At 71.4% G+C, this 24,422-nt stretch carries 27 protein-coding genes; 12 read left to right on the top strand and 15 right to left on the bottom strand.

The window, feature by feature from the left end; genetic code table 11:
- The first annotated feature begins 44 nt into the window (after window positions 1–44).
- On the top strand, window positions 45–761 hold the full coding sequence (locus AB0M73_RS19930) for a Clp protease N-terminal domain-containing protein (RefSeq protein ID WP_363892331.1): 717 nt from the start codon (window positions 45–47) through the stop codon (window positions 759–761).
- On the opposite strand, the gene priA is transcribed toward AB0M73_RS19930, so the two are convergent.
- Window positions 727–1,458, bottom strand: coding sequence for a bifunctional 1-(5-phosphoribosyl)-5-((5-phosphoribosylamino)methylideneamino)imidazole-4-carboxamide isomerase/phosphoribosylanthranilate isomerase PriA (gene priA / locus AB0M73_RS19925; protein ID WP_363892329.1), 732 nt, complete (start codon window positions 1,456–1,458; stop codon window positions 727–729). The genes AB0M73_RS19930 and priA overlap by 35 nt on opposite strands.
- Before the next feature lie 10 nt (window positions 1,459–1,468).
- Window positions 1,469–2,104 (bottom strand): imidazole glycerol phosphate synthase subunit HisH, encoded by a 636-nt coding sequence (gene hisH / locus AB0M73_RS19920; RefSeq protein ID WP_043731788.1) that lies wholly within the window; start codon window positions 2,102–2,104, stop codon window positions 1,469–1,471.
- 164 nt (window positions 2,105–2,268) lie between these two features.
- Between hisH and AB0M73_RS19915 the strand changes: the two genes are divergently transcribed.
- Window positions 2,269–3,390 carry an acyltransferase gene (locus AB0M73_RS19915; protein ID WP_363892326.1) on the top strand — a complete coding sequence of 374 codons (1,122 nt, stop codon included), beginning with the start codon at window positions 2,269–2,271 and terminating at the stop codon, window positions 3,388–3,390.
- Here AB0M73_RS19915 and AB0M73_RS19910 read toward each other — a convergent pair.
- Window positions 3,365–4,039, bottom strand: coding sequence for a hypothetical protein (locus AB0M73_RS19910; protein ID WP_363892324.1), 675 nt, complete (start codon window positions 4,037–4,039; stop codon window positions 3,365–3,367). The two genes, AB0M73_RS19915 and AB0M73_RS19910, sit on opposite strands and share 26 nt — an antisense overlap.
- Before the next feature lie 190 nt (window positions 4,040–4,229).
- Here AB0M73_RS19910 and AB0M73_RS19905 point away from each other — a divergent pair, with 190 nt between their 5' ends.
- On the top strand, window positions 4,230–6,632 hold the full coding sequence (locus AB0M73_RS19905) for a tetratricopeptide repeat protein (RefSeq protein ID WP_363892322.1): 2,403 nt from the start codon (window positions 4,230–4,232) through the stop codon (window positions 6,630–6,632).
- A gap of 74 nt (window positions 6,633–6,706) precedes the next feature.
- Here the strand turns inward: AB0M73_RS19905 and AB0M73_RS19900 are convergent, their stop codons facing one another.
- Window positions 6,707–7,369: a response regulator transcription factor gene (locus tag AB0M73_RS19900; protein WP_043723141.1), complete on the bottom strand. Its 663-nt coding sequence runs from the start codon at window positions 7,367–7,369 to the stop codon at window positions 6,707–6,709.
- 222 nt (window positions 7,370–7,591) lie between these two features.
- On the opposite strand from AB0M73_RS19900, the gene AB0M73_RS19895 reads away from it, so the two are divergent.
- From AB0M73_RS19895 to AB0M73_RS19880, 4 genes are all read left to right on the top strand, one after another.
- Window positions 7,592–8,542 (top strand): cytochrome P450, encoded by a 951-nt coding sequence (locus AB0M73_RS19895; protein WP_363892320.1) that lies wholly within the window; start codon window positions 7,592–7,594, stop codon window positions 8,540–8,542.
- A gap of 33 nt (window positions 8,543–8,575) precedes the next feature.
- The gene (soxR, locus tag AB0M73_RS19890; protein WP_363892317.1) at window positions 8,576–9,040 is read left to right on the top strand and encodes a redox-sensitive transcriptional activator SoxR; all 465 of its coding nucleotides are present in this window, start codon (window positions 8,576–8,578) and stop codon (window positions 9,038–9,040) included.
- 97 nt (window positions 9,041–9,137) lie between these two features.
- Entirely contained in the window at window positions 9,138–10,037 is a 900-nt protein-coding gene (locus tag AB0M73_RS19885; protein ID WP_363892315.1) for a hypothetical protein, read from the top strand.
- Between the two features lie 104 nt (window positions 10,038–10,141).
- Window positions 10,142–10,672, top strand: a complete 531-nt coding sequence (locus AB0M73_RS19880) for an RNA 2'-phosphotransferase (protein ID WP_363892313.1) — start codon at window positions 10,142–10,144, stop codon at window positions 10,670–10,672.
- Here the strand turns inward: AB0M73_RS19880 and AB0M73_RS19875 are convergent.
- The 4 genes from AB0M73_RS19875 to hisD all read right to left on the bottom strand — a co-directional run bounded on the left by AB0M73_RS19875 (window position 10,659) and on the right by hisD (window position 13,922).
- Window positions 10,659–10,826 carry a hypothetical protein gene (locus AB0M73_RS19875; RefSeq protein WP_198047417.1) on the bottom strand — a complete coding sequence of 56 codons (168 nt, stop codon included), beginning with the start codon at window positions 10,824–10,826 and terminating at the stop codon, window positions 10,659–10,661. The genes AB0M73_RS19880 and AB0M73_RS19875 overlap by 14 nt on opposite strands.
- The gene (gene hisB, locus AB0M73_RS19870; RefSeq protein ID WP_363892311.1) at window positions 10,826–11,425 is read right to left on the bottom strand and encodes an imidazoleglycerol-phosphate dehydratase HisB; all 600 of its coding nucleotides are present in this window, start codon (window positions 11,423–11,425) and stop codon (window positions 10,826–10,828) included. Before hisB ends, AB0M73_RS19875 begins: the two co-directional genes overlap by 1 nt.
- Window positions 11,426–11,495: 70 nt before the next feature.
- The gene (locus tag AB0M73_RS19865) at window positions 11,496–12,602 is read right to left on the bottom strand and encodes a histidinol-phosphate transaminase (RefSeq protein WP_363892309.1); all 1,107 of its coding nucleotides are present in this window, start codon (window positions 12,600–12,602) and stop codon (window positions 11,496–11,498) included.
- Entirely contained in the window at window positions 12,603–13,922 is a 1,320-nt protein-coding gene (gene hisD, locus AB0M73_RS19860; RefSeq protein WP_363892307.1) for a histidinol dehydrogenase, read from the bottom strand.
- A gap of 403 nt (window positions 13,923–14,325) precedes the next feature.
- On the opposite strand from hisD, the gene AB0M73_RS19855 reads away from it, so the two are divergent.
- The 3 genes from AB0M73_RS19855 to AB0M73_RS19845 are packed head-to-tail and all read left to right on the top strand — an operon-like array spanning window position 14,326 to window position 15,739.
- A complete protein-coding gene (locus AB0M73_RS19855; RefSeq protein WP_363892305.1) occupies window positions 14,326–14,841 on the top strand; it encodes a hypothetical protein in 516 nt (171 codons plus the stop codon).
- 3 nt (window positions 14,842–14,844) lie between these two features.
- A complete protein-coding gene (locus tag AB0M73_RS19850; RefSeq protein ID WP_363892303.1) occupies window positions 14,845–15,303 on the top strand; it encodes a hypothetical protein in 459 nt (152 codons plus the stop codon).
- 22 nt (window positions 15,304–15,325) lie between these two features.
- Window positions 15,326–15,739 carry a hypothetical protein gene (locus AB0M73_RS19845; RefSeq protein ID WP_363892301.1) on the top strand — a complete coding sequence of 138 codons (414 nt, stop codon included), beginning with the start codon at window positions 15,326–15,328 and terminating at the stop codon, window positions 15,737–15,739.
- A 49-nt stretch (window positions 15,740–15,788) separates the two neighbouring features.
- Here AB0M73_RS19845 and AB0M73_RS19840 read toward each other — a convergent pair whose 3' ends face one another.
- The 4 genes from AB0M73_RS19840 to nadA all read right to left on the bottom strand — a co-directional run bounded on the left by AB0M73_RS19840 (window position 15,789) and on the right by nadA (window position 20,940).
- Window positions 15,789–17,318 carry an ABC transporter substrate-binding protein gene (locus tag AB0M73_RS19840; RefSeq protein WP_363892299.1) on the bottom strand — a complete coding sequence of 510 codons (1,530 nt, stop codon included), beginning with the start codon at window positions 17,316–17,318 and terminating at the stop codon, window positions 15,789–15,791.
- Between the two features lie 153 nt (window positions 17,319–17,471).
- A complete protein-coding gene (gene nadC, locus AB0M73_RS19835) occupies window positions 17,472–18,311 on the bottom strand; it encodes a carboxylating nicotinate-nucleotide diphosphorylase (RefSeq protein ID WP_363892297.1) in 840 nt (279 codons plus the stop codon).
- Window positions 18,308–19,927: an L-aspartate oxidase gene (locus AB0M73_RS19830; protein WP_363892295.1), complete on the bottom strand. Its 1,620-nt coding sequence runs from the start codon at window positions 19,925–19,927 to the stop codon at window positions 18,308–18,310. The genes nadC and AB0M73_RS19830 overlap by 4 nt, the downstream gene beginning before the upstream one ends.
- Complete coding sequence (nadA, locus tag AB0M73_RS19825; protein ID WP_363892293.1) at window positions 19,924–20,940, bottom strand: quinolinate synthase NadA; 1,017 nt, start codon at window positions 20,938–20,940, stop codon at window positions 19,924–19,926. Before nadA ends, AB0M73_RS19830 begins: the two co-directional genes overlap by 4 nt.
- 107 nt (window positions 20,941–21,047) lie before the next feature.
- Between nadA and AB0M73_RS19820 the strand changes: the two genes are divergently transcribed.
- Both AB0M73_RS19820 and AB0M73_RS19815 read left to right on the top strand, forming a co-directional pair.
- A complete protein-coding gene (locus AB0M73_RS19820; protein ID WP_363892408.1) occupies window positions 21,048–21,707 on the top strand; it encodes an NUDIX domain-containing protein in 660 nt (219 codons plus the stop codon).
- A 5-nt stretch (window positions 21,708–21,712) separates the two neighbouring features.
- A complete protein-coding gene (locus tag AB0M73_RS19815; protein WP_363892291.1) occupies window positions 21,713–22,393 on the top strand; it encodes an LON peptidase substrate-binding domain-containing protein in 681 nt (226 codons plus the stop codon).
- A gap of 103 nt (window positions 22,394–22,496) precedes the next feature.
- Here AB0M73_RS19815 and AB0M73_RS19810 read toward each other — a convergent pair whose 3' ends face one another.
- From AB0M73_RS19810 to bioB, 3 genes are read right to left on the bottom strand one after another with little or no spacing between them, the layout of a single operon-like run.
- Complete coding sequence (locus tag AB0M73_RS19810) at window positions 22,497–23,171, bottom strand: DUF2567 domain-containing protein (protein ID WP_363892289.1); 675 nt, start codon at window positions 23,169–23,171, stop codon at window positions 22,497–22,499.
- A gap of 10 nt (window positions 23,172–23,181) precedes the next feature.
- Window positions 23,182–23,388 carry a hypothetical protein gene (locus AB0M73_RS19805; RefSeq protein ID WP_043723119.1) on the bottom strand — a complete coding sequence of 69 codons (207 nt, stop codon included), beginning with the start codon at window positions 23,386–23,388 and terminating at the stop codon, window positions 23,182–23,184.
- Window positions 23,385–24,395 carry a biotin synthase BioB gene (gene bioB, locus AB0M73_RS19800; protein ID WP_363892287.1) on the bottom strand — a complete coding sequence of 337 codons (1,011 nt, stop codon included), beginning with the start codon at window positions 24,393–24,395 and terminating at the stop codon, window positions 23,385–23,387. Before bioB ends, AB0M73_RS19805 begins: the two co-directional genes overlap by 4 nt.
- Window positions 24,396–24,422 lie beyond the last annotated feature (27 nt).

The raw sequence follows: 24,422 nt of genomic DNA, 5'->3' as shown, positions 1-24,422 counted from the left end.
CCAAAGGTTGACAGTGCCGCTTGAGTCAACCTAACGTTGACGGCATGACCACACCACGACTCGACGACATGATCACCCTGGTCGCCACGCTGCACCCCGACGGCGACCCGCTGGACCGGCTGTCCGAGGCGGTGCTGCTGGCCGACCGCCTCGGGGAGCTGTCCGACCACCTGGTCGGCCACTTCGTGGACCAGGCCCGCCGGGCCGGCTCCACCTGGACCGACATCGGCCGCAGCATGGGCGTGAGCAAGCAGGCCGCGCAGAAACGCTTCGTGCCCAAGGACGAACCGCTGGACTGGGGCCCGTTCAGCCGCTTCACCGACCTCGCCCGCAAGGTCGTGGCCCAGTCCCAGACCGAGGCCCAGACCGCCGGCCACGGCTACATCGGCACCGAGCACGTGCTGCTGGCGCTGATCTCGCTGTCGGACGGCCTGGCCGCGAAGGCCCTGATCGCCCAGGGCCTCACCGAGGAGCAGGTCCGCGCCGCGGTGAAGGTCGCGGCGCCGGCCGGCGGCGAGACCGTCACCGGGCACATCCCGTTCACGCCGAGGGTGCGCAAGGTGCTGGAGCTGGCCGTGCGCGAGGCGCTGCGCCTGGAGCACAACTTCGTCGGCACCGAGCACATCCTGCTCGGCCTGATGGCTGAGGGCGAGGGCATCGGCGTCAAGGTGCTCACGGGCCTCGGCGTGAACACCGAGGAGCTGGAGCGCCACATCGTGGCCAAGCTCAGCGAGTTGCTGCGAGAGCGTCAGGGAGAGTGAAAGCGCCGGCGTAGAGGGCCTTGCCGACGATGGCGCCCTCGACGCCGTCCGCGGCCAGACCCGAGAGCGCGACGAGATCGTCCACACTGGACACTCCGCCGGAGGCGATCACGGGGGCGTCGGTCCGGTCGCAGACCGCGCGCAGCAGCTCGATGTTGGGGCCCCGCAGCGTGCCGTCCTTGCTCACGTCGGTGACCACGTAGCGGGTGCAGCCGTCACGGTCCAGCCGCTCCAGCACGTCCCACAGGTCGCCGCCGTCGCTGGTCCAGCCGCGGGCGGCCAGCCGGTGGCCCCGCTCGGTGATCCGGACGTCCAGCCCCACCGCCACCTTGTCGCCGTGCTCGGCGATGGCCTTGGCGCACCACTGCGGGTTCTCCAGCGCGGCGGTGCCGAGGTTGACCCGGGTGCAGCCGGTGGACAGCGCGGCGGCCAGCGACTCGTCGTCACGGATGCCGCCGGACAGCTCCACCTTCACGTCCAGCTTGCCGACGACGCCGGCGAGCAGCTCGCGGTTGGAACCACGGCCGAACGCGGCGTCGAGGTCGACGAGATGGATCCACTCGGCGCCGTCGTTCTGCCACGCGAGCGCGGCCTCGAGCGGGTCGCCGTAGGAGGTCTCGGTGCCGGCCTCGCCCTGGACCAGCCGGACAGCCTTGCCGTCGGCGACATCAACGGCGGGGAGCAGGTAGAACGTCACGGGTAGGACCCTATCGCGTGCTGGCCAGCCAGTTCTCCAGCAGGTGCGCGCCGGCGTCGCCGGACTTCTCCGGGTGGAACTGGGTGGCGCACAGCGCGCCGTTCTCCACCGCGGCCACGAAGTCCTCGCCGTGGTTGGCCCACGTCACCATCGGGGCCTTCAGGGTGTCGCTGTCCGGCACCAGTTCCCACTTGCGCACGCCGTAGGAGTGCACGAAGTAGAACCGGGCGTCGCCGTCGAGGCCGTCGAACAGGACGGAGCCCTCGGCGGCGCGCACGGTGTTCCAGCCCATGTGCGGCAACACGTCGGCGTGCAGGCGTTCCACGGTGCCCGGCCACTCGCCGCAGCCGGCGGACTCGATGCCGTGCTCGACGCCGCGCTCGAACAGGATCTGCATGCCGACGCAGATGCCCAGCACTGGCCGTCCGCCGGCCAGCCGCTCGCCGATGATGCGGCCGCCGCGCACGGCGTTCAGGCCCGTCATGCACGCCGCGTACGCGCCGACGCCGGGCACCACGAGGGCGTCCGCGGCGAGCGCGGCACGATGGTCGGCGGTCACCTCGACATCGGCGCCGACGCGGCGCAGCGCGCGTTCGGCCGAGCGGAGGTTGCCTGATCCGTAATCCAGCACGACTACACGGGGCACGCGCACAGCTTAGAGGGCCGACACGAACGTGATCTCCATCACGCTACGGAACGCATTCTCCCCGGCAGACCAACTATTCGAGTAGCTCGTCCGTCTTACGGGCTATTGCCGGTGTCGTACCGTAGCCGGCTGCTGCCGCCGACGAGCCGATCGAAGGACGCACCTTGACTCAGCTGGCCACCCCAGGCCGAACCACGAGCCCCGGGACCGAGTCACTGGGTGGACGCCTGCCGTCGCTGACCGGCCTGCGCTGGGCCGGCGCCTTCCTGGTGTTCGGCATGCACGTCCGCAACTTCGGCTTCTTCGGCCCCGGCCCGGCGGCCAACGTGATGGCCACCGTGTTCCAGGCCGGCGGCACCGGCGTGTCGTTCTTCTTCATCCTGTCGGGTTTCGTGCTGATGTGGTCGTCCCGGCCCAAGGACACCGCGCTGGGCTTCCTGCGCCGCCGGGTCGCCCGCATCTACCCGGTGCACCTGGTCTGCCTGCTGCTGGCGCTGGTGCTGGCCCTGACCATCGGCTCCGAGATGGTGCCGACGGGCGGCCAGCTGGCGGCCAACGTGCTGCTGGTGCACTCGTGGATCCCGGACTACTTCTACTACCAGAGCCTCGACCCGGTCAGCTGGTCCCTGGTCTGCGAGCTGCTGTTCTACGTCACGTTCCCGCTGTTCGGGCGGCTGGCCCGGCACCTACAGGCCCGCGGCGCGATGGTGTTCGCGGCGGTCAGCGTGCTGGCCGTGGTCGCGGTGCCGATCGCCATCACCGTGCACCCGGTCTCGTGGCCGGTCTACTTCCTGCCGCTGGCCCGCCTCGGCGAGTTCACGCTCGGCATCGCGCTGGCCCGCCTGGTGATGCTGGGCCGGTGGCGCGGCCCGGGCCTCGACGTCGCGCTGGGCGTGACCCTGATCGGCTACTTCGTGGTGCCGGCGCTGCCCAGCGCCTTCGGCAACACCTTCTGCACGCTGCTCGGCTTCAGCCTGCTGATCCCCGCGGCCGCGCTGGCCGACCTGCGCGGCACCCACTCGGTGTGGCGGCTGCCGGTGATGGAGCGGCTCGGCGAGTGGTCGTTCTCGTTCTACATGGTGCACGTGCTGGTGCTCGGCGCCGTGAAGACGCTGCTGCCGGGCACGATCTCCCTCAGCGCGCCGGCCGGGCTGGTGGTCGTGCTGGCCATGTTCGGCGTCAGCCTGGGCCTGTCCTGGGCCCTGTTCACGTTCGTGGAGACGCCGGGCCGCAAGTTCATCACCGGCTCCCGCAAGAAAATCAAGACGGCGCCATCCCCTGCGTGACCGGCACGACCGGCAGCACGGTGTTCAGCGGGGCCTCCTTCACCACCCTGCGGCTGGCGTCGGCCGGCAGCTTGGCCAGCCACGCGTCGGCGTGACCGGCGTCGACCAGCGACGCCACCTGCGCCACGTCGTCCCGCCCGGCGGCGGTGAACAGCGCCGCCAACGCCTGCGGGCCGCCTGACGGCCAGTCCTGCACACGGTTGAGCATCGCCTGGTCGGCGGCGTCCAGCGTCTCGCCGAAGTGCCGCGCCACGGCGTCGTGCCGGCTGCGCTGGTCCCGCTTGTCGCTGTGCACGAGGAACATGCCGCGCAGCAGGACCCGCGCCGCCCCGCCGCGCGGGTTGGTCGCCTCCAGCAGCGTCAGCACGTCCCGGTGCGCGCCCCAGGCCCAGCCGTACAGGGCCTTCTCGTAGATGGGGTGCGCGGTGACGGCGTTGTCGTCCCAGCGCACGGCCAGCGCCCGCTCGCCGATGCGCAGGCAGGTGCGGGCCAGCGCCACGGCACGCGGGAAGCGCGCGGTGAGGGCGGGCAGCACCACGGTGCCGGAGCCCACGGGGACCAGCACCGCCGGTCCCTCGCCCTCCTCGTGCAGCCGCATCTGCAGCTTGGCGGTCGGCACAGGAGTCCAGATGAGCGTCCTAGCGGTCACGGGCGCACATTCTGCCAAGATCGTCAGCGCCACACCGCGCCGTGCCCGAATCGCTGCGCATCCGTGTCGTGGGCCGATCGGTTCCGTCGAACGGGCGTAAACCCCTGGTCGATGGATACGCCGTCCGGGCAGCCCGGCTGATCGGGTGACCATCATTTCGACCAGGCCACCTGCTGCTAGCGTGGCGGCGATGTCGTCGGCGGAACGGAGTTGCGCGGTCTGCGGGCAGGTGCTCGCCGACCAGCACCGCGTGCGCTACTGCTCCAACGCCTGCCGCCAGCGGGCCTATCGCCGACGGGCCACCTCCGCCGCGCGGGCCACCATGCCGTCCGCGGTGAACTCCGAGATCCCGGGCGCGCTGCCGGCCCTGGTCGACAGCTTCGTCGGACGCCGCCCCGAGATCGAACGCCTGAGCACGCTGCTCGGGCAACGCCGGCTGATCACGCTCGTGGGACCGGCCGGTGTCGGCAAGACGCGGCTGGCGCTGGAGGTGGCCGGGCGGCTGCCGCAGCGGGCGGTGCTGGTCGAGCTGGACAGCCTCGACGACGGCGACCGCATCACCCAGGTCATCGCCGGCGCCTTCGGCGTGCGCGAGCTGCCCGGGCGGACCATCACCGAGGCGCTGTTCGACGTGCTGCGCGGCACGCGGACGCTGCTGGTGCTGGACAACTGCGAGCACCTGGTCGACGCCAGCGCCCGCTTCGTCGACCTCGCGCTGCGGCGCTGCCGTGGGCTGCGCGTGCTGACCACCAGCCGGGAAGCGCTCTCCATCCCCGGTGAGCTGGTGTTCTCCCTCGACGGGCTGACACTGCCCAGCCGCGAGTCCGATCCGCTGCGCAGCGACGCCGTGCGGCTGTTCATCGACCGGGCCCGCGAGCGGGACAAGGACTTCGGGCTGGACGAGGGCACCGTCCGGCAGATCGCCGCCGTGTGCGCCGAGCTGGACGGCAGCCCGCTGGCCATCGAGCTGGCCGCGCACCGGATCCCGATGCTCTCGGTCGGCGCGATCCATGATCGGCTGGCCGGCCGGCTGGAGCTGTTGACAACGTCGAATCGCACTGGATCTGCACGTCAACGCAGCCTTCGGCAGGCCATCGACTGGAGCCACCAGCTGCTCGGGCCGGACGAGCAGGTCGTGTTCCGCCGGCTGTCGGTGCTGGCCGGTACGTTCGATCTGGACACGGCGATCGCGGTCTGCGCCGACGACGAGTTCCGCCCGGAGCAGGTGTTCGAGCTGGCCTTTCGCCTGCAGGCCGGCTCGCTCATCACCACGGCGGGCTCGTCGAGGCTGCGGATGCTGGAGTCCATCCGGTTGTACGCGCGGGAACGTCTCGACGCCTCCGAGGACGGGGCCGCCACCCACGACCGGTTGACGAGCTGGTTGACCGAGCTGGCCCAGCCGCTGGTCCGGGAGCCCGTGTGGTTCCCGCTGGCGGCGCAGCGCCGACTGGAGGGATTGATCGACAACTTGATGGTGGCGGTGCGCTGGACCGCGTCGGTCGACGACGAGCGCAACGCGGTCCTGACCATCGCCACCGTCCGCTGCTGGATGCCACGTGGCTTCCTCACCGAGGGCCGCAAGCTGTTGCGGGCCGCCCTGGACCGGGTTCGGAGCCGGCCCGAGCACCGCTGCCTGCTGCTCACCTACGCTGGCTACCTCGCCGCCGTGCAGGGCGACGCCCGAGAGGCCGTCACGCACCTGGCCGAGGCGCTGGCGCTCGCCCGCTCCACCGGCGAGCCCGTGCCGCTCATCGGGGCGCTGTACACCATGGGGGCGGTGTGCCAGGCCACCGAGCGCCTCGACGACGCCCACGAGCGCTTCGCCGAGGCTCTGGCGCTGGCCGAGGGCCTGCGCGACGAGACCGCCGTCGCCATGGTCCTGGAGCGGCTGGCGCTGACCGCGCACTGGCAGGGCGACCTGGACGGGGCCGACGAGCTCATCACCTCGGCGCTCCGGCGCTTCCGGGCCGGGCCCGTCTGCCACGGCATGAGCCTGGCGCTGCACACCGCCGGCACCATCGCCCTGCGTCGCGGCTCGCTGGCCTCGGCCGAGGAGTTCTTCGCCGACAGCCTGCGCAACGCGCCGGCGTCGTGGCTGGAGGTGCCGTTCGCGCTGGAGGGCCTGGCCATGGTGGCCGGCGGCCGGGGCGACGGCGAGCGGGCGATCCGGCTGTTCTGCGCGGCCCGCTACATCCGTGGCGGCGACCGGCTCTACGCCGAGCCCGCCTGGCGGCGTCAGGTCGAGGGCAGCCTCGGCGACTGGGGCGTGCCCGACGACGACGAGATCGACCGCATCGCCGCCGAGGTCGGGCGGCTCACGCGGGACCAGGTGATGGCCTATGCCCTGCACGATGTGTGGACCGTGACGGTCGGCGGACCGGCCGAGGATCTCGCCCCCGACGAGCGGGAGGTCGCCTCGCTGGTGTCGGCCGGACTGACCAATCCGGAGATCGCCGCGCGGCTGGGCGTGAGCGTGCGGACCGTCGCGTATCGCCTCAACCGGATCCGGACCAAGCTCGGTCTGCGGACCCGGGAGGACCTGGTGGCCTGGACCGCGCCCGGCCCGCCACCGGCGGAGAGCCCGGTCGGCTGAGCAGTCGGTCGGCTGAGCCTTCGGTCGGCCGAGCGCACCGGTGGGCGGCGGACGCCACCGGAATGCGCTTTCCGTCAGGCGCTGACCAGACGGGCGTTGTGCGCGAGAATCGCGGCCTGCACCCGGTTGTCGCAGCTGAGCTTGGTCAGCAGCCGGCTCACGTGGGCCTTCACGGCGCCCTCGCTGAGGTAGAGCTTGCGGGCGATCTGGAGATTGCCCATGCCCTGCGCCAGCAGGCCCAGGACCTCGCGCTCGCGGCCGGTCAGGTGGTTGACCAGCGTGCGGGCCCGCTCGACCGGTTCGGGGTCGATGTCGACGATGCGGTCGAGCACCCGGCGGGTGATGGCCGGCGACAGCATCGCCTCCCCGGCGGCGACGGCCCGCACGGCGGTGACCAGCTCGCGTGGACTGCCGTCCTTGAGCAGGAAACCGGTGGCGCCGGCCCGCAGGGCCCGCCGGATGTGGCTGTCGTCGGCCACGGAGGTGAGCAGCACGACGGCGGTGGCCGGTGACAGCGCGCGGACCTGCTCGGTGGCCGCGAGGCCGTCCATCCCGGGCATCCGCACGTCCATCAGCAGCACTCTGGGCACATGTTTGCGCGCGAGTTCGACCGCTCCGAGACCGCTGGCGGCCTCGGCCACGACCCGCACGTCCGGCGCCTGTTCGAGCACACGGCGGATACCGCCGCGCACCAGGGCCTCGGAGTCGACGACTCCCACGGTGATGGCTTGGTTCATACCGGTGATTGTGGGGGTCGACCGGCTGAATGAAAACCGTTGCGTAACGGTTTGCAGGGGTGCACGTAACGCGGAACCGGGTCCGGGCCGCCGCACTGCCCACGACTGTAGGCCCCGCCTGCCCGGTCAGCCGGTCACCTGGTCGGAAGATACGCGGGCCGCCGGGCCATCGTGTCCGGGCGACGATTGCCACGGCCGATAGGCGTCATCAGGATGGGACATATGGAGGCAGCCGTCGCCGGTGATCCGCTGGGTCTGCTCGGTTCGCTGGCCGCGGGCGGCCCCGGCCTGACCTCGCTGTACATCGGGCCACGGCTGGTGCACGCGGTCACCGCGCCCGAGCTGGTCCGGGCGGTGCTGATCGGCGACCCCCGGCGCTACGCCGGCGTGGTGGCCGAACGGACCCGGCGGCTGACCGACGGCGACCTGGCCAGCCTGGTGGCCACGGTCGCCGAACGGGCCCGGCAACTGCCCCTGAGCTGGCGGCCCGGCGTCGAGCTGGACGTGAACGCGGCGATGGCCGGCTACGAGCCGGTGCACCGCGGCCAGGTCGACGGCCAGTCCACGATCACGCTGTTGATGCGGCGGTTCTTCCCGGCCGCGGAGCCGCTCCGCGGCTGCCTGACGGCCTTCGTGGCCGCGACGCTGGCGTGGATGTGGCACGAGCTCGCCTCGCATCCGCACGCGGCGGCGCGGTTGCACGCTGAAGTGGACACCGTGCTCGCGGGCCGGCGCGTCACCGCATCGGACCTGCCCAACCTGCGCTACACCCGACGCGTCGTGAGCGAGGTGTTGCGCCTGCATCCGGTGTTGCTGGTGATGCGCACGGTGGTGAAACCCGTTCGGTTGGGCGGAATCCCGCTGTCGCCGGGCGCGGAACTGCTGCTGCGGCCCCATTCGCTGCACCGGGATCCGGCGGTGTACGCCGATCCCGGGACGTTCGACCCGGACCGCTGGCGCGCCGACCGCTGCGCGCACCAGCCGCGCGGCGCCTTCGTGCCGTTCGAGTGCGACGATCGGGGCTCGTTCCTGTGGACGGAGTTCACGGTCACGGTCGCCACGATCGCGCAGCGCTGGCAGCTGCTGCCCACGCTGGGCCGGGTGCGGCCGTGCGTCGCGGTGGTGGAGCGCCCCGATCGGCTAATGATGGTGCCGCGGCAGCGAGGCGTCTGAGTGTTCGAGTTAACTCCAGGTTAGGCTCAACGGGTGGTGAAACTCCCCGACTGGCTGTCCATCGGCCAGGTGTCCGAACGCAGCGGAGTCGCGCAGACGGCGTTGCGGTTCTACGAGGAACGCGGCCTGATCGCCGCCGAGCGCACCGGCGGCAACCAACGCCGCTACCCACGCTCGGTGTTGCGCCGGCTGGCGTTCATCCGCACGGCGCAACGAGTCGGGCTCAGCCTGGAGGACATCGGCGCGGCGCTGGCCACGCTGCCCGAGCAGCGCACGCCGACCAAGGCGGACTGGGCCCGGCTGTCGCGGGAGTGGAAGACCGAGCTGGACGCCAGAATCGATGCCCTGCAACGACTTCGCGACAAGCTGGAGGGCTGCGTGGGCTGCGGCTGCCTGTCGCTGCGGGTGTGCACGCTGTTCAACGCCGAGGACCGCATGGCCGGCTACGGTCCGGGAGCGCCCCGGCTGCGTGCCGCCGCCGAGGGGGGTATCGACTGAGCGCCACGCGCGCCGGACAGTGATCACCGTTGCGCCATAAGGATGCAGCTGCCCGACTGTGCTTGAAGGCCGGTGTCGGCAGTCGCAGACTGGACACGTGAAGGTGATCTCGGACGCCGAGGTGCGCACCGCCCTGTTGGCCGGGGCGGCGGTCCGCGTTTCGCGAGACGCCCTCGTGGATGCCCACCGCGGCACGCTCAAAGCCCCGCCACGAACCGGGATCGACGTCGGCTCCACGGAGCTCGTCTTCACGGTCGGCGGAAATGCCGCCGGCACCGTGGGTTTCCGCTGCTACGGCCTGTGGCCCGGCCACGCCGACCAGCTGGTTGCCGTGTGGGACAACAAGGGCACGCTGCGCGGCGTCGTCGTCGGCACGGCGCTGGGCGCGCTGCGCACCGGCGCCCTCGGTGGCGCGGCCGTCGACGCGTTGGCCAAGCACGACGCCTCGGTGTGCGCCGTCATCGGTTCCGGCACGCAGTCGTGGGCGCAGCTGTGGGCCGCCTGCGCCGTGCGCACCTTCAGCGAGGTCCGGGTGAGCTCGCCGACTCCCGAGAACCGGGCCAAGTTCGCCGCCCGGGCCCGTGACGAGCTCGGGCTCAACGCCATCGACCTGGCCGACTCCGTCGAGGCCGTGCGGGACGCCGACGTCGTGCTGGTGGCCACCAAGTCGACGCGCCCGGTCCTGCCGGCCACCGCGTTCGCCCCCGGCTGCCACGTCAACACCATCGGCCCCAAGCTGCGCGGCGCCAGCGAGCTGCCGCCCGAGCTGGCCAGCGTGGCCGCCATCGTCGCCAGCGACTCGCCCGCGCAGGCCGCCGCCTACGGCAACCCGTTCTTCACCGGCCGCAAGCTGGCCCATCTCGGCGGCATCATCGCCGGCGACCTGCCCGGCCGGATCAGCGAGGGCCAGATCACCCTGTTCTGCTCCACCGGCCTGGCCGGCGTCGACGTGCTGCTGGCCGACCACGTGTTCAACGAACTCGACCTGGCCGCCTGAAACCGGCAGGCCGCGCTGACCACACGGCGGGCCGCCCGGACCGGCTGCCCGGCCCCGGCAATCCGCTGGACACATTCACCTCCTGCCGCCCACACTTCCGGCACATGAACGACAAAGACATGATCCGGATCTCCAAGCGGCTGTCCCGACATCTCAGACACGCGCCCGACGAGATCGGCATCCGGCTCACGACCGACGGTTGGACCGAGGTCGACGGCCTGCTCGCCGCCCTGAACATCACCCGCGAGCAGCTCGACCACGTCGTGACCAGCAACGACAAGCGCCGCTTCGCCTTCGATGACACCGGCGCCCGGATCCGCGCCAACCAGGGCCACACCGTGCCGGTCGAGCTCGACCTGCCCGTTGCCACCCCGCCGGCCACGCTCTATCACGGCACGGTCGCGAAATTCCTCGACGCCATCATGACCGAGGGGTTGCGGCCGATGGCCCGCCACGACGTGCACCTGTCGCCCGATGTCCCCACCGCCGTGAAGGTGGGTGCACGCCGGGGCAAGCCGGTCGTGCTGGCCGTGGACGCCGCCCGCATGCAGGCCGACGGGCACGTGTTTCGGTTGAGCGCCAATGGAGTCTGGCTCACCGGTCACGTGCCCGCGACGTACCTCAGCTCGACATGAACCAGGCGACAGCGCCGCCGGCGGCCAGCAGGGCGAGCACGCCCAGCACGAGGGCGGCGATCCTGGAGGCCTGCTTCACCATCGTGTAGACGCCACCGATCAGGAAGCCGGCCACGGCCAGCAGCGCGATGGCGATGTACTGATGCTGCGACATCACAGCACCCCCTTGGTGGACGGCACGCCCGAGACGCGCGGGTCGGGCTCGGTGGCCGCCCGCAGCGCGCGGGCGATGGCCTTGTACTCGGCCTCGGTGATGTGGTGCGGGTCCCGGCCGTGGATCACGCGGACGTGCAGCGCGATCTGGGCGTGGAAGGCCAGCGACTCGAACACGTGCCGGTTGAGCACGGTCGCGTAGTTGTTGCCGACGGTGAAGGACTCCATCGACTCCGGCTCGCCGACGTGCACGCAGTACGGCCGGCCGCTGGCGTCGATCGCCGCGTGGGCCAGCGACTCGTCCATCGGGATCCAGCAGTCGCCGAAGCGGCGGATGCCCGACTTGTCGCCCAGGGCCTGGCGAATGGCCTGGCCCAGCACGATGGCCACGTCCTCGACGGTGTGGTGGGCGTCGATGTGCACGTCGCCGGTCGCCCGCACCACCAGGTCGAAGCTGCCGTGCACGCCGAACGCGGTCAGCATGTGGTCGAAGAACGGCACACCGGTGTCGATCTCCACCTTGCCCGTGCCGTCGAGGTCGATCTCGACCAGCACGGAGGATTCCTTGGTGGCGCGCTCAACACGCCCGATACGGGTCACAGAAGCTCCTCGCAGGGCTCGTCGCAACTGCGACAGTCCCTGTGCTCGACGGATTCGGTCGCAAGCTCCCTCATCGGACGATCTCCTTGCTGGCGGCCAGGAACGCGTCGTTCTCCTCCGGCGTCCCGATGCTGACCCTGAGGTGGTGGGCGATGCCGACGTCCCTGATCAGCACGCCACGGTCCAAATAGGACTGCCAGGCGGCCTTGGCGTCGTCGAACCGTCCGAACAGGACGAAGTTGGCGTCGCTGGGCACGACCTGGAAACCCAGGCCGGCCAACGCGTCCACCACGCGATGGCGTTCGGCGACCAGCTTGGCCACCGATTCCAGCGTGCGGTCGCCGTGCCGGAGCGCGGCCAGCGCGGCCGCCTGCGTGAGCGAGGACAGGTGGTACGGCAGGCGCACCAGCTGCAACGCGTCGACCAGCGCCGGCGCCGCTGCCAGATAGCCGAGGCGGCCGCCGGCGAAGGCGAACGCCTTGCTCATGGTGCGGGTGACGACCAGCTTCTCGGCGAATTCCTCCAGCAGACCCAGCGTGCTGGCGTGCTCGTTGAACTCCGCGTAGGCCTCGTCGATGACGACAATGCCCGGTGTCACGGCGATCAGCTCGCGCAGCTGGTCGAGCGGGATGGCCTGGCCGGTCGGGTTGTTCGGGCTGGTGATGAACACCAGGTCCGGCGCCTTCTCGACGAGGATCCGCGCCGCTTCCCCGGTGTCCAGGGAGAAATCGGCGCGGCGGGGCGTCGGCACCCAGTCGGTGCGGGTGCCGGCCGCGATGATCGGGTGCATCGAGTACGACGGCTCGAAGCCCAGCGCGCTGCGGCCCGGGCCGCCGAAGGCCTGCAACAGCTGCTGCAGGATTTCGTTGGAGCCGTTGGCCGCCCAGACGTTGGCCGTGGTCACCGGCACGCCCGTGGACGCGGCCAGGTAGGCCGCCAGCTCCGTGCGCAGGGCGATCGCGTCGCGGTCCGGGTAGCGGTGCAGGGTGGTCGCGATCTCAGCCGCCGCGGCGGTGAGGTCGGCCACCAGCTCCGGCGGCGGCGGGTACGGGTTTTCGTTGGTGTTCAGGCGGATCGGCACGTCCAGCTGCGGCGCCCCGTAGGGCGTGCGGCCACGCAGGTCCTCGCGCAGCGGCAGGTCGGCGAGCTGGACGCGCGCGCCAATCGGTTCGGTCATTCAGGCGTCCTTGAAGCGTGCGGTGACGGCTTGGCCGTGAGCGGGCAGGTCCTCGGCGTTGGCCAGCGCGACCACCTTATCGGCGACGTCGCGCAACGCGTCCTCGGTGTAGTCGATGACGTGGATGCCGCGCAGGAAGGTCTGCACGGACAGGCCGGAGGAATGACGGGCGCAACCGGCGGTGGGCAGCACGTGGTTGGAGCCGGCGCAGTAGTCGCCGAGCGAGACCGGCGCGTAGGCGCCGACGAACACCGCGCCCGCGTTGCGGACCTGGGCGGCCACCGCGCGGGAGTCGGCCGTCTGGATCTCCAGGTGCTCGGCCGCGTAGGCGTTCACGACCTTCAGCCCGTCGTCCACAGTGGACACCAGGATGCAGCCGGACTGCCGGCCCGCCAACGCTTCCGCCACCCGGGCGCTGTGCTTGGTCGCGCCCACCTGCCGGTGCAGCTCGGCGTCGACCGCGTCGGCCAGCCGCTCCGAGTCCGTGACCAGGACGCTCGCCGCCAGCGTGTCGTGCTCGGCCTGGCTGATCAGGTCGGCCGCCACGTGCACCGCGTCCGCGGTGTCGTCGGCCAGGATCGCGATCTCCGTCGGGCCGGCCTCGGAGTCGATGCCCACCATGCCCCGCAGCAGCCGCTTGGCCGCCGTCATGTAGATGTTGCCCGGGCCGGTGATCATGTCCACCGCCGTCAGCTCCGCGCCGTCGGTGTCCACGCCCCCGTACGTCAGCAGCGCGATCGCCTGCGCGCCGCCGACCGCCCACACCTCGTCGACGTCCAGCAGCGCGCACGCGGCCAGGACCGTCGGGTGCGGCAGGCCGCCGTGCTCGGCCTGCGGCGGCGAGCACACCACGAGCGAGCCCACGCCCGCCGTCTGCGCCGGCACCACGTTCATCACGACGCTCGACGCCAACACCGCCACGCCGCCCGGCGCGTACAGGCCCACCCGGTCCACGGGCACCCAGCGCTCCGTCACGGTGCCGCCCGGCACGACCTCGGTGGTCTTGTCCTGCCGGCGCTGGTCCGCGTGCACCTTCCGGGTCCGGACGATGGCTTCCTCCAGCGCCGCCCTGACCTTCGGGTCCAGCTCCTGGAGGGCCTGCGCGATCCTGGCCTGCGGCACGCGCACCGACGCCGGCCGGATCCGGTCGAACCGCTCGGCGAACTCCAGCACCGCCGGCACGCCCCGGTCCCGCACCGCCTCCACGATCGGCCGCACCTGATGCAGCACGACGTCCACGTCAACCTCGGCGCGCGGCAGGGTGACGCGCAGCTGGGCCGGGGACGGGACGTGACCACGCAGGTCGGTGCGGTTGAGCATGGCCATCAGGGTACCGACGCCGCCCGTCAACCCGGCCGGCACCGGCCGGTCAGACTCGGCCGCGGCACGGCATCCGCATTTCGGTTGTCCTCGAACAACCGGATCGCCCGATTGTCCCCCTACTTCCTGCACGACATGGACGAACACATGAATATACCTCATATTACCGAAGAGTAGAGAGTTCGAACGTGCCACTTTCACGGGTAAATACGGAGCAGGCGATTGCCACCCAAAGCCTCCGAATTGCATCCTTTTCCCCGTAGCACCCAACTCGGGCAGGCCGCGACACAACAAACCGAGATTGTCTCATGTTGTGCTGCCGGCCGCCCGTGAATCGCCATTCGATCCGCCGCACCGTCGTACCAGGCCGCGCGGCGACACCAGCACGACCGGGAGTGAAAAAATGGGAATCCTGAGCAGGAAAATGACCGCCGCCGCCGTCGGCGCCGCCATCATCGGCGGCGTCGTGCTGCCCAGCGCCGGCGCGATGGCCGCACCGGCCCAGCACAACGCGCCGGCCGCCGCGGCCAGCGCGCAGGGCATCGGGGTGGACGCGTTCAGCCACGTCCTCGACATCACCAAGACGATCCTCGACGCGATCGAGGCGGCCAACAAGCTCAAGGAGAACCGGCCCGGCTACGTGAAGAGCCTGCTGGAGGCCGCCTTCAACGCCCAGGAACTGCACGAGAACTACAACGTCATGGTGATCAACACCGGCAACAAGTTCACCTTCACCCTGAACAACGTCGTCTACGACGCGGTCGCGCACGATTCCGGCTACCCCGACTTCCACATCTACGTCTTCGACTCCGGCCGGTTCGAGAACCAGGGCAAGGGCGGCTACGAGAACTGGGCCTTCCGGGGCTGGTTCGACCGCCCCGGCAACGCCGGCGTCGTCAACTTCCACAAGAAGGGCTGAGCCGTGGTGCGCAAGCTGCTCGCCGCGATGGCCCTGACCGCGTTCGCTCTGGTGGGCGCCGGCGCCGGCCCGGCGCTGGCCTCGGTCCAGACGACGCACAACCCGACCGTCGACATCGTCTCGGACCGCACGGGCGGTGGGCTCGGGCCCCGGATCGGCGGCGCGATCAGCCAGCTGGCCGAGGACAACCAGGCCCAGCTGGTCAAGGACTCGATCGACAAGGCCTTCCACCTGGCCGGCCAGCACTACAACGTGATCATGATGAACCTGGCCCAGCACTACCAGGAGCAGCTGAACAACAAGGTCCTCTACGCCAACATCCGGTGGGAGGGCATCTACTACGGACTCTGGGTGTTCGACGACGGCCATTTCGAGAACCAGGGCAAGGGCGGCTACGAGAACTGGGGCATGGTCGGCTGGTTCACGAAGAACAACGGCGTCGTCGACTTCAACAAACCCTGATCCGGAAGGAACGAGAAAACCGATGAAGTCCACCCATCGCGCCGCGGCCATCACCGCCGCCGCCATCACCGCGGCCGTCGCGTTCGCCACGGCACTGCCCGTCTCGGCCGGGGCCTCCGCCCTGGAGCTCAACACCTGCGACCTGAGCGGCAAGGCCAAGGAAATGCAGACCTGGGACGCCGCCGGAAAGTACAACATCATCGTGTGGAAGGAGTCCGCGGCGGCCACGTACGACCTGCACGGCGAGATCCAGGAAGCATCGGGCACCGCGGTGTACACCGAGTGCAAATCCGTGATCGCGAAGTCGTCCCGGTACCGCTGGGCCACGTTCGAGGACGGCACCTTCGTGCACCAGGGTGACGGCGGCTTCCGCAACTACGCGTACATCGGCAATTTCACCAAGAACGGCGAGACCATCACCTTCCACCGACGGTGATCGAGCCGGCGGAAAGGGGTGCGGCCGCGAGGTCGCGCCCCTCGGCGTCTCAGCGAATGGTCCAGGTCTCCAGGTTCCACCACGGGCCCCAGGTCAACGGCCCGTGCACGGCGGGCTCGATGACCGGGACGGAGCCGGCCCAGTTGTCGTGGACGGCGTAGGTGTGGGTGACGAAGGCCAGGGTGACCAGGCCGGGGTCGCCGACGTAGGCGCGCTGGGCGGAGCGGAAGGCGGTGGCGCGGGCGGCCGGGTCGGTGGCCCGGTGGGCGGTGTCCAGGGCGGAGTCGACGGCGGCGTCGCTGTAGCCGGTGGTGTTGTCGGCGCCGCCGGTGCGCAGGACGGAGCGGACGGCGAGGTCGGGGTCGAAGGGGTTGCCGCCGGAGACGATCTGGGCGCTGCCGGCACCGGCGTCAGGGGCGGCGGTGACGTCGAAGCCGATGGCCCGGAGCTGGGTGGCAAACGCTTGCGCGACGGAGCGGCGTTCGAGGTCGCCCCCGGGGTAGCCGACAGTGAACGCGGCCCGGACGCCGGCCTTGGCACGAACGCCGTCAGCGCCGGCCACCCAGCCGGCCTGGTCGAGGATGCGGCCGGCGGCGGTCGAGTCGTAGCGGTAGGTCGCCTGCGGGTCGACGAACTCGGGCAGCGAGTCGGGCATCGGCGTGTACGCCGGAGTGCCCTTGCCACCGAGCGCGGTGCCGATGAGCTCCTTGCGGTCGATGGCGAAGTTCAGGGCCAGCCGCACGGCCCGGTCACCGGTCACGGGGCCGCCGGCCGGCAGGGTGACGGCACGGTAGTCGGCGGTGTCCTCGGTGATGACCTTGACGCCGTCGAACTTGGCCACGGCGACCGCCTCGGACGGCGGCACCTCGATGCCGTCGAAGGCGCCGGACTGGAGGCGCTGGATCCGGGTGGCGTCGTCGGGCACGAAGGCGACGGTCACCTTCACGACCTTGGGCGGCACGCCGTAGTAGTACTTGTTCAGCCCCAGCAGCAACTGCTTGCCCTTGTCCCACGAGGCGACGGAGTAGGCGCCGGTGCCGGGCGGCTGCGGGCCGGCCAGCGCGGTGTGCGGAACGACGCCGAGCACCAGCCGCGTGGGGAAGGACGGGAACGGGAACGACAGGTCGAAGCGAACCGTCAGCTCGTCCACGGCGGTGACGCCGGCGAGCATGTCGAAGTCGGGCCGCAGCGGGGACCGGCCGGCGGGGTCGAGCACGGCGTTGTACTCGGCCACGATGTCGGCGGCGGTGAGCGGGCTGCCGTCGGAGAACCGCACCCGCTGGTGCAGCTTGACGGTCCACGACTTGCCGTCCGGCGAGGGTTGCGGCAGGTCGGTGGCCAGCACCGGCCGCAGGGTCCGGTCGGCCTGGTAGCCGACGAGCCCGTCGTACATCCGCGAGCCACCCTCGGGCGCGAAGCCCTGAACGGGGTTCAGGGTGGCGGGCTCGGCGGAGTCGGCCAGCGTCATGGTGGTGTTGTCGTCGACGGTCCCGGCCCGGCTCGGCGCCGGCTCGCCCGTGCACGCCGCCACGGCGACAGCAGCGGTGAGCAGACACACGGGAAGCAGGAGTCGACGCACACCCCGACAGTATCTTCGCCGCTCGTGCCGCGCGGGGCGAGGTCGCTCTAAGCCGGTCTCTTCGCCTTGGCCGCGAAAATCGCTGGAAGGATGCGATTTTTCCGGCCCGCGGCTCCAGAGACCGGCGCGACCTCGCACCAGAGCCGGCGAACCCTACATGTCCAGCCCCAGGTCCAGCGCGGGCGAGGAGTGCGTGAGGCCGCCGACGGACAGGTAGTCGACGCCGGTCTCGGCGTAGGCCCGGGCGACGTCGAGGGTCAGCCCGCCGGAGGCCTCCAGCAGCGTGCCGGTGCCGGCGGCCTTGGTGCGGCGGAACGCCTCCGCGCAGTCCGCGGGGGTGAAGTTGTCCAGGAGCACGAGTTCGGCGCCGGCGGCCAGGGCCTCGTCGAGCTGGTCCAGGGTGTCGACCTCCACCTCGCACGTGAGCTCGGGGGCGTAGGACCGGGCGGCCACCAGGGCGGCGGTGACGGAGCCGGCGGCCTGGACGTGGTTGTCCTTGATGAGAATGGCGTCGCCGAGCCCGAGCCGGTGGTTGACGCCGCCGCCGCACCGAACCGCGTACTTCTCCAGCAGCCGCAGGCCGGGCAGGGTCTTGCGGGAGTCCCGGACGGCGCAACCGGTGCCGGCGATGACCTCGACCCACGCGGCCGTGGCGGTGGCGATGCCGGAGAGGTGGCACAGCAGGTTCAGGGCCGTCCGCTCGGCGGTGACGAGGCCTCGGACGGGCCCCCGCACGACCAGCGCCGGCTCCCCGGCGGCCAGCCGGGACCCGTCCTCGACCTTGGCCACGACCTCGTAGTCGGTGACCTCGTCGAGCACGGCCAGCGCCGCCGGCACGCCGGCGATCACCCCGGCCTTGCGCGGCGTGAAGCTGCCGACGGCGATGGACTCGGACGGCACGGTGGCCAGCGTGGTGACGTCCGGCCCGTAACGAAGATCCTCGGCCAGCGCGGTCTTGATGACCCGCCGCATGTCCTCGATGTCCACGGTCATGCCACACCCCCGAGCAAGGCCCGCTCGAACAGGAACGGCCGCCCGGCCGCGTCCAGTCGAACGGGGATGGACCGCTGCCACGAGCCGTCGTTGCGGCCCGGGTAGTCGGTGCGAACATGGCAGCCGCGGGACTCCGTGCGCTCCGCGGCCACCGCCAGCAGGATATCGGCGGCCACGGTCAGCGCGGCGTCCTCGACCGCTTCCCGCGTCCGAAGTGGACGGACGACGGTCGACTTCTCCAGCACGGCGGCCGCGGCGGCCAGGCCCTCGACATTGCGCCCGATCGCGGCGTGACGGGACATGGTGCGCTGCAACACATCCCGCTCCGTCACGGCCGCGGCCAGCGGCCCGAGCGGCAGCTCCGCCCTGCGCGGATCGTCGAGCAGGCCGGCGGCTCGGTCGGCGACCACCGCCCGAGCGGCACGGGAACCGACGACCAGACCCTCCAGCAAGCTGTTGGAGGCCAGGCGGTTCGCCCCGTGCAGCCCGGAACGGGCGACCTCGCCGGCGGCGTACAACCCGGTCACCGCGGTCCGACCGTCCACAGTGGCCATAACGCCGCCACACGAGAAATGAGCCGCCGGGGCAACGGGAATCGGGTCCACCGAGGGGTCGACACCGATGGCGGCACAGGCCGCGTGCACGGTCGGGAAGCGGCGACGGAACGCCTCCCCGTCCAGGTGGGTGGCGTCCAGGAACACGTGATCGGTGCCGGTCTCGTTCATGCGACGGGTGATCGCCGCCGACACCACGTCCCGGGGAGCCAGATCGGCCAGCGGATGCACGCCGACCATGACCCGGGAACCGTTGGCGTCGACCAGAACCGCGCCCTCGCCCCGAACGGCCTCGGTCACCAGCGGGCACCGCCCGCGAGCGCCCGAACCCGTGTACAGGACGGTCGGGTGGAACTGCACGAACTCCAGGTCCGCGACGACGGCGCCGGCCCGCAGGGCCAGCGCTATGCCGTCGGCCGTGGCGACCTCGGGGTTCGAGGTCACCTGGTACATCTGGCCCACACCACCGGTCGCCAGCAGCACGGCCGGCGCCCGCAGCACGCCGGGAACGCCTTTCCCGTCCAGCACAAGCAAACCACCGACGGCCCCGGACGGCGTCCGCAGCGTCTCGACGGCAACATGGTTGTCCAGCATGGCGATTCGGCCGTCACGGGCCTGCGTCAGCAGTGCACGCTCGACCTCGGCCCCGGTCGCGTCGCCGCCGGCGTGCACCACGCGGAACGCCGTGTGACCGCCTTCCCGGGTACGCGCCAGCTTGCCGTCCGAACCCTGGTCGAACACCGCGCCCCACTGCCGCAACCGGCTCACCGCCGCCGGCCCGCCGCCGACGATCGCCTCCACCGCCGCGGCGTCACACAGCCCCGCGCCGGCGGTCAGCGTGTCGCTGACGTGCCGGTCGACGGTGTCGCCCTCCTCGTGCTCGCCGGGCAGCACGACGGCCACGCCACCCTGCGCCCAGCGGGTGTTGCCGTCGCCGAGAGCCGCCTTGGTGACGACGAGAACCCGCAGGCCCAAGGCCTGGGCGTCCAACGCGGCGGTCAACCCCGCCACGCCGGTTCCGACGACGACAAGGTCGGCGGAGGCCTCCCAGCGGGGCTTCACTCGGCACCGCCGGGCTGGCCGATCTCGATCATCCGCTGCACCGCGCCGCGGGCCCGGGCGGCCGTGTCGGCGTCCACGAAGACCTCGTCGGCCTCGTCTCGCAGGCAGCGCAGCAGCGCCGCCGGGGTGATCATCTTCATGTACCGGCACGAGGCCCGCTCGTTGACCGCCTGGAAGTCGATCTCCGGCGCGGCCTTGCGCAGCTGGTGCAGCATGCCGACCTCGGTGGCCACCAGCACGCTGCGGGCGTTGGTCGACCGGGCGGCGGTCAGCATGTCGCCGGTCGACAGGATCTTGACCTTCTCGGCCGGCACCGCGCCCTCGCCGGCCAGGTACAGCGCCGAGGTGGCGCAGCCGCACTCCGGGTGGATGAACAGGTCCGCGTCCGGGTTGGCGGCGGCCCGGTCGGCCAGCTCGGGGCCGTTGATGCCGGCGTGCACGTGGCACTCGCCGGCCCACACGTGCACGTTGTCCCGGCCGGTCTCCCGGCGCACGTGGGCGCCGAGGAACTGGTCCGGGCAGAACAGCACCTCGCGGTCGGCCGGGATGGAGGCGACCACGTCGACGGCGTTGGAGGACGTGCAGCAGATGTCGGTCTCGGCCTTGACCTCGGCCGTCGTGTTCACGTACGAGACGACGACGGCCCCCGGGTGCTGGGCCTTCCACTCACGCAGCTGCGCGCCGGTGATGGAGTCGGCCAGCGAGCAGCCGGCCCGGGCGTCCGGGATGAGCACCCGCTTGTCCGGGCTGAGGATCTTCGCCGTCTCGGCCATGAAGTGCACGCCGCAGAACACGATGGTCGACGCGCTGCTGCTGGCCGCGATGCGGCTCAGCGCCAGCGAGTCGCCGGTGTGGTCGGCGATGTCCTGGATCTCGGGCAGCTGGTAGTTGTGCGCGAGCAGGACGGCGTCGTGCTTGTCGGCCAGTCGTCGGACCTCCTCCCGCCAGGCGGCGTCCGGCTGGACCCCGGTCCAGCCGTCCTCGGTCCGCTCCAACTGCGCGGTAGCGGCCATGGTTCCTCCTCGGTTTGCGGTCCCCCGGTTTTCGCCTTACAATCGAAAACGTGCCTGATCCTATCAGCCGCCCCGGGTTGACCGGCAATGAAGTTCTGGCGGCAGTGCTGCAAGTGAGGCGGGAATCACTCCAGGTCCTGCTCTGGCAGCGCGCTCAGGAACCGCACGCTCGCCGCTGGTCACTGCCCGGCGGGCGGCTGCGTGAGGACGAGGACGTGGAGGCCTCGATCCGCCGGCAGCTGGCCGAGAAGGTGGACGTCAGGAAGCTGGCACATGTCGAGCAGCTCGCCGTGTTCAGCGCCCCGGACCGGGTGCCCGGGGGCCGGATCGTGGCCACCGCCTTCGTCGGGCTGATCCCGTGCGACGTCGACCCCGAGGTGCCGGCCGACACCGCCTGGTACCCGGTCGACGGCCTGCCGGACACCGCCTTCGACCACGAGGCCATCGTGCGGCGGGCCCAGGGCCGGCTGCGGGCCAAGCTCTCGTACACCAACCTCGGCTTCGCCCTGGCGCCGCCGGAGTTCACCATCTCGGCGCTGCGCGGCCTGTACTCGGCGGCGCTGGGCTACCGGGTCGCGGCGACCAACCTCCAGCGTGTCCTGTCCCGGCGCGGACTTCTCGAGGCCACCGGTCACACTTCCCCGCCGGGGCCGTCCGGAGGCCGCCCAGCTGCGCTGTTCCGCTTCACGGGGCACGGAATGCTCGTCACGGACCCCTTCGCCGTGCTGCGACCACCCAGCAGGGGGTCAGCCTCCGACGTACGGTAGACCCCGTGGCCGAGACGCTCCCGATCTTCCCGCTGGGCACAGTGCTGTTGCCCGGGGCGTCCTTGCCGTTGCACATCTTCGAGCCGCGCTACCGTCAGCTCACCGTGGACCTGGTGACGGGCGCGGTGACCGGGCGCAGCTTCGGCGTGGTCGCGATGAGACAGGGCTGGGTCACCGATGTGGACGAGCTTACCCAGCTGCACGACGTCGGCTGCTCGGCCACGCTGCGCCAGGTCAACCGGCTGCCGGACGGCCGGTTCGACATCGTCACGCGCGGCGAGCGCCGGTTTCGCCTGCTGGACCTGGACTCCGCCAGCGCGCCCTACCTGCTGGGCAGCGTGGAATGGCTGCCCGACGCGGAAGTAGCCGGCGCGAGCGTCGCCGCCGCGCCCCAGCTGTCCGAGTCGGCCCGGGCCGCGCATCGCCGCTACTGCAACGCCGCCTGGCACCGTGAGGACTGGTCGGAACCCGAGATCGGCGCCGACACCGGGACCCTGGCCCACCTGCTGGCCGCCGACTGCCTGCTGACCATTGAGGACCGCCAGGGCCTGCTGGAGGAGCGCAACCCCTTGCGACGCCTGCGAATGGTCCGCCGCGTCCTCAACCGCGAGACCGGGATCCTCCGCGAACTCCGCGCCATCCCCGCCGCCCTGTCGGAGTTCTCCGTCCGTCCCAGCACGAACTGACCACCTTCATGCAGGGAAGGACGCCTTACCTGCATGGCGGCATGCAGGTAAGGCGTCCTTCCCTGCGTTCAACGAGGGTAAGGCGTCCTTCCCTGCATCACGGCTAACCGAGGCGGCGGCCCAGGTCGTCCATGCCGTTCCAGGCCGTGAGGGTGCCGTAGGCCAGGGCGGTGGCCAGCGGCTGGGCCAGGATGACCCACGTGGACTCCAGAACCGGGGCCTGCTCGAACACCGAGCGGTTGGCCGGCGTGCCGGACAGGGCGTAGTGGCTGCCGGCCCAGGAGACGCCGACCTTCATGGCCAGCCACGCGCCCAGCGCCGACCCCAGCACCGCGGCGATCATGATCACCGGGCCGCGGCGTTCCCGCAGCAGCCACACCACACCGCCGACGACCAGGCCCATGCCCAAGCCCATGAGCACGAACAGGATCAGGTCGTCGAACCGGTGGTAGCTCTCGTCCAGCAACGGCAGCTGCTGTCCGTCCACCAGTATCACGCGCTGCGCCGGCGCCAGGATCGACCACAGCCAGCCGACCAGCAGCCCGGTCAGGGCCACCGTGGACAGCACGCTGACCGCCGGCAGCAGGTCCCGCTTGATCACCACGTGGGGACGGCTGGGCTGCGGCAGCATGGCCATGATCTCGGCCACCGACGGCGTCCGGACCTCCGTGGCCGGAGGCGCGGCAGCAGCCGTCGTCGACGAGGCCGGCTCCGGGTCCTTCTCGGTCACCGGCGGGATGCGCATCGGCTCGGCCCGCTCGCCCGCTTGCTCCGACATTCGAGCGACCCTAGTCCACCGAGGGTGACGTCGACGTTCGCTCGCCGTGTCGGCTGCAATTCGCCACCCATCCGGCGGGCGTCACCTGCACGACCATGCGCCGCCCGCAGTCGGCGCAGAACCGGGGCGGGTCGATGGAGGCGAGCAGGACCGCGCAGCGCGTGTGGTCGCCGTCGGCCTCGACCCGCCCGCAGCGGGCGCAGAACTCGGTGCTCATAGCGACTGGTTCAGCGCCTTGACCGGCATCTTCAGGTCGTCCAACATCTCCAGGTCCTGGGCCGCCGGGCGGCCGAGGTTGGTCAGGTAGTTGCCGACGATGATGGCGTTGATGCCGCCCAGCATGCCCTGCTTGGTGCCCAGGTCGCCGAACGTCAGCTCACGGCCGCCGGAGAAGCGCAGCAGCGGCCGCGGCATGGCCAGCCGGAACGCGGCGACGGTGCGCAGCGCGTCACGGCCCTCGACGATCTCGTACTGCTCGTACGGGGTGCCCGGCTGCGGGATGAGGAAGTTCATCGTGCACTCGTCGGGCCCCAGCTCGGCCAGCTGGGCCGCGAACTCGGCCCGCTGCTCGACGCTCTCGCCCATGCCGATGATGCCGCCGCAGCAGACCTCCATGCCCGCCTCGCGGATCATGCGCAGGGTCTCCCAGCGCTCTTCCCACGTGTGCGTGGTGACCACGTTCGGGAAGTGCGAGCGGGCGGTCTCCAGGTTGTGGTTGTAGCGGTGCACGCCCATCGCGACGAGCTCGTCCACCTGCTCCTGCGTGAGCATGCCCAGCGAGCAGGCGATCTGGATGTCGTTGCCGTCCTCGCGGATGGCCTTGATGCCCTCACGGACCTGCGAGAGCAGCCGGGCGTCCGGCCCGCGCACGGCCGCCACGATGCAGAACTCGGTGGCCCCGGTGTCGCGGGTCTCACGGGCGCTGCGCACCAGGCCGGGGACGTCCAGCCAGGCCGAGCGCACCGGCGACGGGAAGCGGCCGGACTGGGAGCAGAAGTGGCAGTCCTCGGGGCAGCCACCGGTCTTCAGGCTGACGATGCCCTCGACCTCGACCTCCGGCCCGCACCAGCGCATCCGCACCTCGTGGGCCAGCTGGAGCAGCTCCTCCAGCCGGTCGTCGCCGAGCCGCAGCACTGCCAGCAGCTGCTCCTGGCCCAGTCCTTCGCCCCGCTCCAGCACCTGCTCACGGGCGACGGCGAGGATGTCGGTGTCGACGGCGGTCACAGGCGGCTCTCCTTACTCGGGTGACGC

It is taken from the genome of Kutzneria sp. NPDC051319, from assembly GCF_040682195.1.
GTDB lineage: Bacteria > Actinomycetota > Actinomycetes > Mycobacteriales > Pseudonocardiaceae > Kutzneria.
The sequence above is the reverse complement of the archived record's forward strand: the minus strand, read 5'-3'. Positions and strand labels throughout refer to the sequence as shown.